10 protein-coding genes are annotated in these 13,501 nt (G+C 40.6%); 5 read left to right on the forward strand and 5 right to left on the reverse strand.

Annotation, left to right across the window (positions count from 1 at the left end):
- Positions 1-263 precede the first annotated feature (263 nt).
- Together FCN25_RS20505 and FCN25_RS20510 are read left to right on the forward strand one after the other, a co-directional pair.
- Positions 264-584: a heavy metal-binding domain-containing protein gene (locus FCN25_RS20505; RefSeq protein WP_137227209.1), complete on the forward strand. Its 321-nt coding sequence runs from the start codon at positions 264-266 to the stop codon at positions 582-584.
- Between the two features lie 222 nt (positions 585-806).
- Complete coding sequence (locus FCN25_RS20510) at positions 807-1,259, forward strand: DUF302 domain-containing protein (protein WP_137227210.1); 453 nt, start codon at positions 807-809, stop codon at positions 1,257-1,259.
- 218 nt (positions 1,260-1,477) lie between these two features.
- Here the strand turns inward: FCN25_RS20510 and FCN25_RS20515 are convergent, their stop codons facing one another.
- Both FCN25_RS20515 and FCN25_RS20520 read right to left on the reverse strand, forming a co-directional pair.
- The gene (locus tag FCN25_RS20515; protein WP_137227211.1) at positions 1,478-4,234 is read right to left on the reverse strand and encodes a PAS domain-containing protein; all 2,757 of its coding nucleotides are present in this window, start codon (positions 4,232-4,234) and stop codon (positions 1,478-1,480) included.
- A 3-nt stretch (positions 4,235-4,237) separates the two neighbouring features.
- Positions 4,238-4,645 carry a response regulator gene (locus tag FCN25_RS20520; RefSeq protein ID WP_137227212.1) on the reverse strand — a complete coding sequence of 136 codons (408 nt, stop codon included), beginning with the start codon at positions 4,643-4,645 and terminating at the stop codon, positions 4,238-4,240.
- A gap of 239 nt (positions 4,646-4,884) precedes the next feature.
- Between FCN25_RS20520 and FCN25_RS20525 the strand changes: the two genes are divergently transcribed.
- Positions 4,885-5,574, forward strand: a complete 690-nt coding sequence (locus FCN25_RS20525; RefSeq protein ID WP_137227213.1) for an Hpt domain-containing protein — start codon at positions 4,885-4,887, stop codon at positions 5,572-5,574.
- A 356-nt stretch (positions 5,575-5,930) separates the two neighbouring features.
- On the opposite strand, the gene FCN25_RS20530 is transcribed toward FCN25_RS20525, so the two are convergent.
- The 3 genes from FCN25_RS20530 to FCN25_RS20540 all read right to left on the reverse strand — a co-directional run bounded on the left by FCN25_RS20530 (position 5,931) and on the right by FCN25_RS20540 (position 10,471).
- Positions 5,931-7,250, reverse strand: a complete 1,320-nt coding sequence (locus tag FCN25_RS20530; protein ID WP_254693695.1) for an efflux transporter outer membrane subunit — start codon at positions 7,248-7,250, stop codon at positions 5,931-5,933.
- 83 nt (positions 7,251-7,333) lie between these two features.
- Positions 7,334-9,277, reverse strand: a complete 1,944-nt coding sequence (locus FCN25_RS20535) for a MacB family efflux pump subunit (RefSeq protein WP_137227215.1) — start codon at positions 9,275-9,277, stop codon at positions 7,334-7,336.
- A gap of 3 nt (positions 9,278-9,280) precedes the next feature.
- A complete protein-coding gene (locus FCN25_RS20540) occupies positions 9,281-10,471 on the reverse strand; it encodes an efflux RND transporter periplasmic adaptor subunit (RefSeq protein WP_137227216.1) in 1,191 nt (396 codons plus the stop codon).
- Between the two features lie 749 nt (positions 10,472-11,220).
- Between FCN25_RS20540 and FCN25_RS20545 the strand changes: the two genes are divergently transcribed.
- Together FCN25_RS20545 and FCN25_RS20550 are read left to right on the forward strand one after the other, a co-directional pair.
- Complete coding sequence (locus FCN25_RS20545; protein WP_137227217.1) at positions 11,221-12,435, forward strand: multidrug effflux MFS transporter; 1,215 nt, start codon at positions 11,221-11,223, stop codon at positions 12,433-12,435.
- Between the two features lie 135 nt (positions 12,436-12,570).
- A complete protein-coding gene (locus FCN25_RS20550) occupies positions 12,571-13,380 on the forward strand; it encodes a regulatory protein RecX (protein ID WP_137227218.1) in 810 nt (269 codons plus the stop codon).
- Positions 13,381-13,501 lie beyond the last annotated feature (121 nt).

Raw genomic sequence — 13,501 nt, forward strand, 5'->3', positions numbered from 1 at the left:
CAAAAACAAAAGTATTAACCTCGGTAAATTTTTAACTTGCATTCAATTTTGTGAGTATTTATTCACTCTGCCGATGGATTAATCAAGTAAAAAGCCATCAACATACTGCTCGTTTACTTTATTTTTACGTCCACCAGCGAGTTGTGGATCGTATACACCGCTAAAGTATAAACGAAATGACCTAGTTAATTACCACTAATTAAATTCCCATTTTAGTCTGATCGCAGTACGATAATTAAGTGCCCTTGTTTGATGGAGGATTTATGATTTATACCACTACAGAAACGATTCCAGGTAGAGACATTATTGATATAGTCGGTATTGTTACGGGAAATGTTGTTCAATCAAAACATGTTGGACGCGATATCATGGCGGGACTGAAAAGCATTGTGGGTGGCGAGATCCGCGGTTATACCGAAATGTTAAACGAAGCCAGAGATGTTGCCATTGAACGCTTGGTTGCCAGTGCGGCAGAAAAAGGAGCCGATGCTATTGTGGGGATCCGTTTTACAACGAGTGCAATTATGGATGGTTGTTCCGAAATAATGGCTTTTGGCACTGCAGTAAAATTAGCAGCAGATTGACAATTTAGGTCAACAATCGATACTCAACAATACGTATTAGTGGATTTTAATCACTCACGGCATTCCAGTAACAGGCTAGTTACGTTATCAAGGGTCAATATGATAACAAGTCATGATTAACCCGTTAATGGGTCATGGTGTATAGTCATTTGATAAATGTTTTTGCAAATTAGGCTTGGTCAAAGTGCCATCATCTATCAACATAACCAATAGGTAACCATTATGATTAGAAATATTTCGCTAGCCCTTGTTGTCTTGATAGCATCTACTCAAGCTTATGCGGTCGAAAGCCTTGTCACTCTTCAAAGTAATTATTCGGCAAAGGAAACTGCTGACAGATTTGAGTCGATTATAAAAGACAAAGGTTTTACGGTTTTTACTCGGATTGATCATCAAAAAAATGCTGCCAGTGTGGGATTAGCATTAAGGCCAACTGAAGTCATCATTTTTGGAAATCCTAAGATTGGTACGCAATTAATGCAATGCAGCCAACTCGTCGCGATTGATTTACCTCAGAAGGTTTTGATTAGCGAGGATGCGGATAACAACGTTTGGCTGTCGTATAACAATCCTGAATACATTAAACAACGTCATAATATTGAAGGCTGCGATAAGGTGATCAATAAAATTTCTGGTGTACTCGGTAAGTTAAGCAATGCGGCAACATCCAAGTAAACAGTGCTTAATAAGGCACTTTAGCCATAAGTCATCGGCTATAAATGATTCAAGGTTAAAAAACTCAATAATTAACAAGACCAAAGATGCTGATTATGGTTTGCCTAATGATGACCTAACGAGTTAGCGTTTATGCGCTAACTCGTTTTTTATTGCCCTGTTTATCGGTAGCGGTCTTATCCAGTAACGATTTTGATAATCCTTTAACTTCTACTGCTCTACTGTTCTACTGATATGGGCAATCGAATATAAAACCGCGAACCAGCGCCTGTTTGAGATCGATAACCAATACTGCCATTCATTGCTTCAATCAGCTCTTTACAAAGTGCCAAACCTAAACCTGTACCGCCTTTGGCTTTCGAGCTACTGGCATCAGCTTGGGAAAATCGTTCAAAAATCTTGCCTTTAAAATCTTCTGGGATCCCAGAGCCTTGATCTTGTACAGAAATCTCAATCTCATCATAAATTTGCGTAGCAGACAGGATTACGTTACCCGCTTTAGGTGAAAACTTAACTGCATTAGACAGGAAATTGGTCAAGATTTGTAATAGACGATGCTCATCAATATATAGCAAGGTTTCATCGACTTGCTTATCCAGTTGCAGTGTTAACGAAATATTATGCAGGCCTGCGAAGGGTTGATGATCATTAATTGCTCGTTGTAACAGAGGTTCAATAGGTGAGCGTTTCATTTCAAACAATAACTTACCTGCAGCAAGTTTTTCGATATCTAATAAGTCATTGATTAAACGGCTAAGCTGTTTACAGTTACTGCTCGCAATATCAATTAGCTTGTCAGCTTTGGCAGGTAAAGTGACTAACTTACCAGACTGTAATAGGTTTAATGCACCATAAATTGAGGTTAAGGGTGTACGAAGCTCATGACTCACCGTCGAGATAAATTCATCTTTGATATGTTGTAATTTCATTCTGTCTGTAATGTCTTGCACTGAACCTATCAGTATCAAGTCTGGGTTTTTATCTTCGGCTACCAACTGTCCTAGTTCATGTACCCAGCGAACTTCGCCGTTTGGTCGAATAATGCGATGCACCACATTATGAATCCCGGTTAAGCGAGCTTCTTGTTCGCTTTTAGCCACTTTGTCGATATCGTCAGGATGCACAGCGCTTTTAAACAAGGTTACACTCGGAACGATGTCTTGCTCATCTAATCCAAATATTTGATAAATAATGGGTGACCACCATAAAGTGCCCAGTTTCAATGATGCTTGCCAATAACCTATTTGAGCTTGCTCACTGGCTAAATCAAGACTTTGCTGAGCGACGTTGAGTTGGTGATTGAGTTCTTCGAGTTTGAGGTAATGTTCTTTGGTTTGGGTAATGTCATGAATATAGCCATGCCATAAGGTACTGCCATCAGGCATCATCTCTGGTGTCGCGCTACCAGATAACCACGTCGGTGTATTGTCATCGCAGCAAACACGGTATTCTTGTTTCCAAAGCGTCTGATGTTTAGCAGACTCTTCAATACTCAGTGCTACTGCAGCTAAATCATCTGGGTAAATTCTGGCAAACGCATTAGAAGCATCGGTAAGGACATCTTCAGGCTTGATACCATAAATATCTTCTATTGCATCGCTGGCGTAAGGGAATGCACTACGTCCGTCTGGCCATGACTGATACTGATAAACCACACCGGGAAGCTGCTGTGTCAGTTTGTACAGTTGGTCTTGCAGTTTTTTTTCTTTGCTGACATCCATAATAAAACCGTCAAGATACTGAACGGCACCAGTACTGTCATATTCAGCAGCGCCGCGCTCTTCAACCCACACAACGGATCCATTTTTATGCAAAATACGGAAGTTTAACACCCAACTAGTGTGGTTTTGTACTGCTTTTTCGATGATATTAAATAGCTCTGCCCTGTCGTCAGGATGAACAATACTCACGTAATAGCGCTGGTCATTATTAATAAAATCGCTGGCAGGATAGCCCGACAGATCATAAATATGTTCACTCATATACAGCATGGTCCAATGTTCATCATGCTGACATCGGTAAGTCATTCCCGGTATATTGCCAACTAAAGTCTTAAACTGATCTCGACTTTGCAATAATGCTAGCTCGCTATTAATTTCCTTGGTGATTTCGGCCTGTGTGCCATACATCATTAGTGCTTTGCCATCGGCAGAATATGACACAACTTTGCCTCTATCATGCACCCACACATAATGGCCATCTTTGTGCTTCATTCTGCATTTAACGTCATAAAATGGCGTTGAGCCATTGAGGTGTTCATCTAAGGCGGTATCTGAACTGGCTAAGTCATCGGGATGTATCATTGATAACCAGGCTTCTATAGTAATGGGCTCAAGCTCATCAAGCGTATAACCGATAATTTCAGCCCAACGTTCGTTACAATTAGACTCGCCGGTTTGAACATTCCATTGCCAAGTACCGATCCTCGTGCCTTCAAGCACTGATCGGTACATTTTCTCGCTTGCCACTAATTGCTCGTGGGCTTGTTCTTGTAATTTGTCTTGAATTTCTTGCTCAATACTCTTTGCAAATTCGGCAACGATTTGTCGTTCTTTGTCAGTAAACTGGCGAGGTTGGCTATCAATAAAGCACAGCGTGCCAATGTTTTCACCATTATTAACTAAAGGCACTCCGGCATAAAATCGAATAAAAGGCGCGTTTACGACTAGCGGGTTATCGGCAAATCGACTGTCGAGAAGAGTATCAGACACTTCAAAAATTCCGGTTCCCAAAATGGTATGCCCACAAATTGAGATATCTCTACTTGTCTCGCATACCTCTACACCTTGTTTAGACTTAAACCATTGGCGGTTGGAATCGATTAAAGAAATAAGCACTATGTCGGTGCCGATACAAAGTTGAGCTAAATGGGTTAAACGATCAAAGCGCTGCTCTGGTTCCGTATCTAACAGTCCCGTATTTTGTAACGAGATAAGTCTTTCTTGCTCGGAATGAGGTAATACAGGCGTTAGCATCGGTTACTCCGGTTTGTTAATGTCTGCGGACGTGAGGTAAGCTTGATAAATAGACTCGAGTTTATCGCCAAGACTCATAGCATCAAACGGTTTTTCAATAATGGCTATTGCGCCAGCGTCTAAATATTCTTTTTTTTCAGATTGTTGAATGCGAGCTGTCATAAAAACCACCGGAATGTGTTGGCAATGTGGCTTTTTACGTATTTCAATTAACGTTTGTAACCCATCCATACCAGGCATCATGGCATCTAATAATATTAAGTCCGGCGTAAAATGCTCTATTTGACTAATCGCCTCATTTCCGCCTTCGCAAGCGACTAATGTAAATCCTGATATATCAACAAGCGCCATTTCAACGATAACTCGAATCGACTCATCATCTTCTACGTGTAAAATTTTATCTAACGGCATTCCGACTCCGGTTAGTTTGGTTTAGCACCCATATTTGGCTACATTTGTGACTAATATTGTATTATTATTTTTGATGTAGCAAACTAAGTTGTTGAATAATCACATTGACTGGCCATAAACATCGTCAATATATTGTTATAGTTCATCCAATATCACCCTATTTAGTCACTGCTATTATTCTTTTTTGTACTAGATATACAACCGATACACAACGTCACCATCTGCCGAGAACCCTTGATATGAAAGCGAATAAAATGGTTGCTAATCTGCAGCAAGTTGACGAAAGCAACAACAAGGTTGCTAATAATGTTAGCTCAGATTTAGAAAATATGACTTTAGCCTCTTTACTGGAACCTTTTGGTGGTAATGAAATATTTTATCGTCGTTTAATTCGCGTTTTTGAAAAAAATCTAGAGCCACAACTGCAAAATATCGATTTGATGATTTCGCAAAAAAACATAAAGGAGCTATTACGCTTGGTTCATACCCTTAAAGGGAGCTCTGGAACAACTGGCTTATCATCACTTTACCAATACCTATGTAACTTGGAGAGTAAGTTAGCGGGACTGGATACGGCTAATGAGGTTGATATATTAAATTCGGTATTGGGTCAGGAATTACGTTTGGTCGCGCAAGCTGAACTGTCGAGTATCCACGCGCTATTAGCAAAAGATGACGTTAATAAATTAACAGAGACATCATCCGCTGCTGATTATTCAGTCCCTGAACTCACCTTGATGTTAACGGAGCTGAAGCAACATCTACAAGACCACAATCTCAAGGCGCTTCATATCACTCTGTCGCTACAAAATAAGTTACTAGGACATGCACACCTTGAACCTGATTTAACCAAGTTATGTGATGCCGTAGAAATGCTCGATTTTGAAACCGCACTAGCAGCGTTATCTTCGTTATCAAAAAAGTGGTAACTAATATCAATCCTATTAAATATCTGGTCATGCACCGGAAATTTATGCCTTCTAGACAAGTAATAGATTGTAGGAAAATCATAATTAAATGGGGTTAATCTGGGATATCGTATTGCATCTGTATTTATTATCTACGAGAGACTGATTCGTTATTTTGGCACACGAACTAAGAAGACAGCTTTAATTAAGCCCAATTCCAGGTAACAATTGATGAATGCTAAAAATCACAGTTAACCCTAGTCGGCCATATTTGTAGCTAATAGTGATAACCCGTTACCCCTCCTCACTTAAACAAAAAACCCGCTGTGCATGCGAGCTTTTGTTGTTATATATCATATAAATTTAACTGTATTTTATTATTCCGTTACAAGTGGCGCTGCAATATCGCTGCCTCCAAGGGCTTGATAAAGCGTGGCTTGAGCACTGAACTGGTTATAACGATTAGCCAGCAATAACACTTCTGCACTGCGTTGAGTTTCTTTGGCGTCTAACCAGTCTTGAATACTTACCGCACCATTTCGGTACTGGCTTGCATAAATGTGCTCTGCGGCAGACGCTGCGTCATATTGTTCACGTAATTTCTGTTCTTGATACTGGTAATGTTGTCGTGCAGAAATCGCGTTATCGACTTCTTTAAATGCGTTGTAGAGTGTTTTCCTGTAGGTCACCACTGCAGATTCAACTTCCACACTCGCCATTTGTTTATACAATTGCATTTCGTTCCACTGCACAAATGGTAGTACTAAGTTTGCGCCCAATGTGCCAATAGGATTTTGTAGTAAGTCTTTTAACTCGTTAGACGCGGTACCTAGCGAGCCAGAAAGCGTGAGTGTGGGCAAGTAACCAGCAAAAGTGGCATCTTTTGACGCATATGCAGATTTAAGCGCATAAAGTGCCGACTTTACATCGGGTCGTCGGATCAAAAGATCAGCGGGTATACCTTCAGCGATGGTTGGAATAGCATCGCCCGGTAATTTGTCTATGTGTATAGGCATTTTTGAAGGCGGTTGATTATATAAAATCGCTAATGAATTTTGTGCCTCTGTAAGTTGTTGCTGCAAATCACTGTGACTTGCTTGTTGCCCTGCCAAATTACTTTTAGCCTCGAATACATTCAACTGAGATACTGCTCCAGAACGGTACTGACGTTCAGTAAGATCAAGTATCTGTTGTGCATAATCGACGCTATTTTGACTGAGTGCAATACTCTGTTTGAGATAGCCGATTTGCCAATATAATGTTGCAGTGGTGGCCACTAAACTTTGTGCTGTACTTTCTCTATCTTCGGCGGTGGCTAGGCTGGTCCATTTTGCGGCGTCCATATCGGCAGAAACGCGTCCCCACAGATCCAGTTCGTAACTTAGCGATACGTTACTGCCATATTCAGTAGCACTTGCGCCACCCTCTAATGGTTTTGATTTTGAACCATTGAGGTTTGCACTAATTTGCGGGTAACGTTGAGTATCAGTTAAACCCGCTTGGAGGCGAGCGGTGCGCAGTGTCAACGTCGCTAAGGCTAAATCATTATTAGTGATTAATACTTGTTCAATTAATTGATTAAGCTCGGGATTATTAAAGCTCTGCCACCAAGGGTCAAGGTTGACTTGTTGATTTAGACTAACACTTTGCCAGCTTGTTGGAATATCAACTTCTGGAGGTGTAAATTCAGTGCGCATAAAACTGCTGCAACCCGTTGCCAATGAAATGCAAAACGCGATGGTTGAGAGCCTTAGGGTTATAGATCGTTTTATCATTATCGTTATTCTCTTGCTAAGGCATCAACAGGGTCGAGTTGCGCTGCATTGCGTGCGGGTAAAAAGCCAAATAGTATACCTATGAGCGTTGAGCAAGCGAATGCGGCAACAATCGAAGTGGTTGAATAAATCATTTGGAAACTCCCCCCTGTAAAAGCAAAGATCTGACCAATTAAGTAAGCTAGCCCAATGCCTATAATGCCACCACATAAACAGACCAAAACCGCTTCAATTAAAAACTGGCGCAAAATGTCGCCCTGCCTTGCGCCTACCGCCATGCGTACACCAATCTCTCGGGTTCGTTCAGTGACAGATACCAGCATAATATTCATTACACCAATGCCGCCAACAATAAGCGAAATAACCGCAATGGCAGAAATCAATAAGGTCATAGTTTGAGTGGTTTTTTCAATACTTTCACGGATCGTATCAGTATTAATCGTGAAAAAATCTTCTGTACCGTGGCGCATTTTTAGTAACGAGATAATACCTTGTTCTGCAGCATTACTGGGTGCCGATTGATTAATTCTGACGGTAATGCTGTCGAGATAACGTTGGCCAACCATGCGACCAGAAACGGTGGTATAAGGTACCCAGACATTTAATGCGTCGCTGTTACCAAACGCACTCTCTTTAGCTTTGGTGACGCCAATTATTCGCACCGGTAGATCACCAAGAAAGACCACTGCCCCAATGGCTGACCGTTTAGGGAAAAGTGATTGGCGGGTGTTGTCGTCAATGACGGCTTCTTGTGCCAAATTTAACACACTGGTTTCATCCCAGAATTGTCCCTCTGCCAACTCATAACCCCGTACGCGAAAATATTCTGCACCAACGCCATTAAAGCTGGCAGAAACGGCTTGATTGGTATATCGAATAGTGCCGGAACTGCTAATTGACGGTGTGACGCTGTCTACATAAGGTAAGACCTTGAGCGCATCACTGTCTTGTGCTGTTAACGTACGAACCCTGCCTGCACGGCGATCACCAAAGCCACTACCAGAACGAACATCGATAGTATTGGTTCCCATAGAACTGATATTTTCTAATACCGATTGCTGTGAGCCATTACCCAACGCAACAACTGATACCACAGAAGCTATACCGATAATAATACCGAGCATGGTTAAAAAGGTACGTACACGATGAGATAGCATGGCAATCAATGCCATTTTAAATGCTTCAATGTAACGGTCCCAATTAAGCCATGAACTAGGTTGCGATTTAATCTCAGGTAGTTTTTGTTGTTCTGCTGCTTTGCCATTTAATGCATCGCGGATAACGACACCATCTTTAAGCTCAATGATCCTGTCGGCAAAATGGGCCACATCCATGTCATGCGTGACAATAATAATAGTATGACCATCGTGATGAAGCTCTTGCAATAAAGCCATCATTTCTTTACCGCTGTGGCTGTCAAGGGCGCCAGTTGGCTCATCAGCTAAAATGACATCTCCACCATTCATCAATGCACGAGCGACACTAACTCGCTGCTGTTGACCACCACTCAGCTGGCTTGGTTTATGATTGAGGCGATCCGCTAATCCCAAACGAGACAACAAACTTTCGGCTCTTTTTTTACGATCTTTTTTATCTTTCCCGGCATAAATAGCCGGTATTTCAACATTACCGACGGCATCGAGATCACCCAGCAGATGGTAACGTTGAAAGATAAAACCGAAATGTTCACGCCGTAACTGAGCAAGTTGGTCCGCATCCATGGTAGAAGTATCTTGCCCATTAATGAAATAACGTCCTTTAGAGGGCTTATCTAAACAGCCTAAGATATTCATCAGGGTTGATTTACCTGAGCCCGAAGCCCCCACAATCGCAACCATTTCACCACGATTAATGCTGAGATTGATATTGGAAAGCACCGTGAGTTGCTGCTCTCCTGCGGCAAAAGTGCGGTAGACACCTGAAATATTAAGTAACGCTTGTTCAGTCATTGCTTAAAACCCCATTGGTGGGCGGCGATTGCCTCTTTTACTGCTCACAGAATTTGAGGCTGGCGCACCAAGTACAATTTGTTCGCCTAGTTCAAGTCCTTTGATAATTTCAGCACTGATTTTATTATTAATACCCACACTAACATTACGATATTCGATTTCACCATTAACCAAAACAGGCACCCTATAACCAGGTTTGGGTCCAGGGGTTTTCTGTAATACTTGCGCAGGCACAATCAAGACATTTTTTGCTTGGTTAAGTACAATAGACACTTCAACTGTCATACCAATGCGTAAAATACCATCAGGATTTTCAACATCAAACAGGCCGTTGTAGTAAATCGCATCAGTATCACTTGAGGTCATATTGCTATCATCGCCGTCCATGATGGTTGGCCCTGGTTCAATCGCACGTAAAGTGGCGTTATAGCGGTTATTGGGTTGGCCAAGAATCGTAAAATAGACTGCTTGTCCTGACTTTACCTTAATGACATCAGCTTCTGAAATTTGAGCTTTAACTGTCATTTTATGCAAATCAGCTAATTCAACAATTGTAGGGGTTGATTGCGATGAGTTAACGGTCTGGCCCACGGTAACGGCAGTGTAAACAACCATTCCATCCATTGGTGCTTTGATGGTTGTATAACCTAAGTTGAGTTGAGCACTCTCTACGCTAAGCTTAACTTGTTCTTGTTCGGCTTTTAGTTGATCAAGTTCGGCTTTGTAAACTAACAATGAGGCTTGAGCCGATTCATAATCAGCTTTAGAGCTAGCGTTATCGGCTAACATGGCTTTTTGACGATTAAATTCTTGTTGGGCTTGATCTATTTGAGCTTGTTTGGCTCGGTACTCGGCTTTACTGCTTGTGAGAGACGCGAGTGCTTCTTTTAAACTATTTTGTTGAGTCAAACTATCAATTTGAGCAATAAGCTCACCTTGTTTAATCTGTTGACCAAGCGTAACGGGCAACTTGATAATTTGTCCTGAAACTTGAGCACCAACACTAACCAATTTAGACGCTTGTAGCATGCCATTGGCCAACACGCTATTTTCAATATCACCACGTTGCACTTGTTCGGTCGCGTAATTAGGCGCGTCGCCATCTTTGTTGGCAACATAAATAGCAGCGCCACCAGCTAATATAGCAATAGCAATGATGACGATAATCAGCTTATGTTTATTGGTTTTTTTCATGATTTAATAACGTCCGTAGAGATAACAAATAGAAAACAGCATAAAATAATCATATTGGTGTCCTTGCCGAAAATGCTTAGTTGGTGAGTTCAAAAGCGAACTTGAAATATCATTGATAAGGCCAATATGGTTTTGTAACAATGTTTAACCTCAATATTAAAAGAACAGAGGTTAAAGGTAGGTTAAGAAGACCTTGTGCACGCAATAACTATTGTATAGAAATATGGACCCTTCTAGCGCGAGTGTTAACACTCTTTTATTTAACAAAAAGGATAAATAAAGACGGTTCAAACATCTCTGAGTTGATTTATTAAACACCCTTTTTGTTGAGCAATTCAATCTGCCTATAATGAAAAATGTTTAATCTTTATTACTGTAAAGGCTTTGATGTTAATCATAGATCTTCTAGATTTTTCATTCTACAGAGAATGTTGTAAACCTATGTCAATACAAGTAATTGAATGTAAATGGAGACTTAATGATAAATACCTCAATATATAGTACTTAAATGTCGCTTTTTAGTTTTCATTAAATAACTTTGGCAACATTCTGATGCTGTAATTAAGCCTTTAAATACTCTATCCAAATACACATTAATCAATATTATTTGTGTGAGTATTTGCGATTGAAATGAGTCGTTAACCAATGATGCTCTTAACCCGGTCTTAACCGGCTATTTGTTAGTCTATTTGTAGCCCTTTTGGCTTTTATATTGCGTGAATATTTTACAAACGATTTGGAGTGCTAGTTTGAAAGTAGAACAACCTATTTTAGGCTCAACAGGTACCTTATTCTTCTTAGTCGTAGTGAGTGCATTTCCACCATTAACCACCGACTTGTATTTACCGGCCTTACCTACCATGGTCGAAACACTTAATACCACTCAAACCATGGTCAATCTGACGTTAAGTGTTTATTTTGTTGCCTATGCGCTTGGTTTGCTTTTTTGGGGGCCGTTAAGTGAAAAGTTTGGTCGTAAACCCATCATGTTGTTCGGCTTGGGTATTTATGTGATTGCCAGCTTGTTATGCGCTCTATCGAATAATATAGAAATGCTTATTGGGGCTAGACTACTTCAAGCATTTGGAGGCAGTGCCGTCACCGTAGTGGCAACGGCTATCGTAAAAGATTTGTATGATGGCCGCGAACGCGAAAAAATCATGGCGACCATTATGTCTTTGGTGATTATTGCACCTATGGTTGCTCCTGTACTTGGCGCTTTTTTACTAAAAATTGGCTCGTGGCATATGATGTTTTATGCACTGGCTATTTTTGGTGCTATCTCGACTTTATTGACTGTGTTTTACCGTGAAACATTACAGCACCGATATACTGGCTCGGTGTTACGTTCATGGGGAAGAATAGCCGTAGTTACCAACAATCCGAGGTTTGTTTCCCAATTAGCGATATTTACCATTCCGCCTATGACATTAATGGCATTTTTAGCTGCGGGATCTTATATCTATATCGACGGTTTTGGATTATCGGAACAAATGTTTAGTTATGCTTTTGCTTTTAATGCGCTTGTCGCATCATTTGGCCCGAGTATCTATATGAAGCTTTCTCGTACCATTGCAGTGCAAAAAATAATTACGGTTTCTTTTATTATCCTGATGTTTTTAGGTGTATTAACCTACTCCATTGGTCATCTCTCCCCGTGGATTTTTGCTTTCCTTGCTGCACCCGCTACGCTGGTGGTCATCGCAACGCGTGTTCCTGGCATTAATTTAATGTTGGATCAACAATCCGGTGATACGGGTTCTGCAGTGGCGGTTATTCAATTTTGCTCGATGATGGCGGGTGCTATCGGTATGACGTTAGTGTCATTGCGTCCTGATGATTTAATCCATAATTTAGGGATTATTCAGTTCAGTATCGGTGCAATAGTCAGTTTATTATGGTTTATGGTAAAAAAACGACCTTTTGTGGTCGATAATATCCCTAAACAACAGGACCACATTTAGTCATCATCATAAGGTTCTGTTTACCCGCTATTCACGCGCAGTATTTAGTTTGCCGGATACACAATAGGACTGAATAAATACCGCCTTAAACTGCTACTATAATGTGGTTATTTTTTACTATAAGACAAATTTTCTATGCAGCGGCCGCCATTACGTCAAGCTAAAACCATCGATAACGTTTTTAATAGTGCCTATTGGCACCTCGGTCAGCAGGATTTCACCATTAATGAAATCCGCATCAAACTTGAGCGTAAAACCGAAAACCAGCAATGGATTGATACCGTATTAGCCAGACTTATAGACGGTGGTTATTTAAAAAATGACTATGATTTTGCGGTGCGATATTGTGAGTTGGCTTTTAGCAATCAACTCGGGAAAGGTGCAATAAAACGTAAGTTACAAATACGCGGCATATCCGCTACTGAGATTGATAACGCAATAGAACAAGTGATGGATGAGCAAAATGTTGATAGTTTTGAAATGGCCACGTCTAGGCTGTTAAGCCGTTTTGTTAATTTTTATGGTACCAATAAAGAAAAAGTCTATACCCAAATGACCACTAAAGGGTTTTCGCGTGCAGAAATCGATCACGCATTAGCACAACACCCACAACGTGATACCCTGCGAAGTAAGTTAGCCGTAAAAGCCGATAAAGTGGACTTAACAACGGAAATAATCAAACTGTTTAATAAGGGTAAAGGCAAAACACTTATCTTGCAGGAGCTCAAACAACGATTGATTGACGTGAGTGACTTTGAAGAAACGCTGTACCAATTAACACTTACTGAAGAAATCGATTTTTATCAAAGCTGTAAAACAGAGCTGGCTAAGAAACGCTATAACTTAACCGATTATAAAGATAAGTCGAAGGCCTATGCGTATTTGTCTCGGAAAGGGTTTGACAGTGATGAAATAAAAGAAGCAATGAAGCTGGATGATGAATAGTTTAAGCTGTTAGTTCATAAGAAAGTAACTTTGAGAGCATCTTGCTTGACGCCCTCTTTATTCACTAACGTTATTATTTTAAATCGAATTGGCATTTGCCTTACTTCACTTATGACTACTA

Origin of the sequence: Shewanella sp. MEBiC00475 (assembly GCF_005234075.1) — a bacterium.
Taxonomy (GTDB): domain Bacteria; phylum Pseudomonadota; class Gammaproteobacteria; order Enterobacterales; family Shewanellaceae; genus Shewanella; species Shewanella polaris.

What these genes read in the sequence shown, in the direction of transcription:
- FCN25_RS20505 (WP_137227209.1), top strand. Translation starts at nt 264, where the DNA reads ATGATTTATACCACTACAGAAACGATTCCAGGTAGAGACATTATTGAT.
- FCN25_RS20510 (WP_137227210.1), top strand. Translation starts at nt 807, where the DNA reads ATGATTAGAAATATTTCGCTAGCCCTTGTTGTCTTGATAGCATCTACT.
- FCN25_RS20515 (WP_137227211.1), bottom strand. Translation starts at nt 4,234, where the DNA reads ATGCTAACGCCTGTATTACCTCATTCCGAGCAAGAAAGACTTATCTCG.
- FCN25_RS20520 (WP_137227212.1), bottom strand. Translation starts at nt 4,645, where the DNA reads ATGCCGTTAGATAAAATTTTACACGTAGAAGATGATGAGTCGATTCGA.
- FCN25_RS20525 (WP_137227213.1), top strand. Translation starts at nt 4,885, where the DNA reads ATGAAAGCGAATAAAATGGTTGCTAATCTGCAGCAAGTTGACGAAAGC.
- FCN25_RS20530 (WP_254693695.1), bottom strand. Translation starts at nt 7,250, where the DNA reads ATGCGCACTGAATTTACACCTCCAGAAGTTGATATTCCAACAAGCTGG.
- FCN25_RS20535 (WP_137227215.1), bottom strand. Translation starts at nt 9,277, where the DNA reads ATGACTGAACAAGCGTTACTTAATATTTCAGGTGTCTACCGCACTTTT.
- FCN25_RS20540 (WP_137227216.1), bottom strand. Translation starts at nt 10,471, where the DNA reads ATGAAAAAAACCAATAAACATAAGCTGATTATCGTCATCATTGCTATT.
- FCN25_RS20550 (WP_137227218.1), top strand. Translation starts at nt 12,571, where the DNA reads ATGCAGCGGCCGCCATTACGTCAAGCTAAAACCATCGATAACGTTTTT.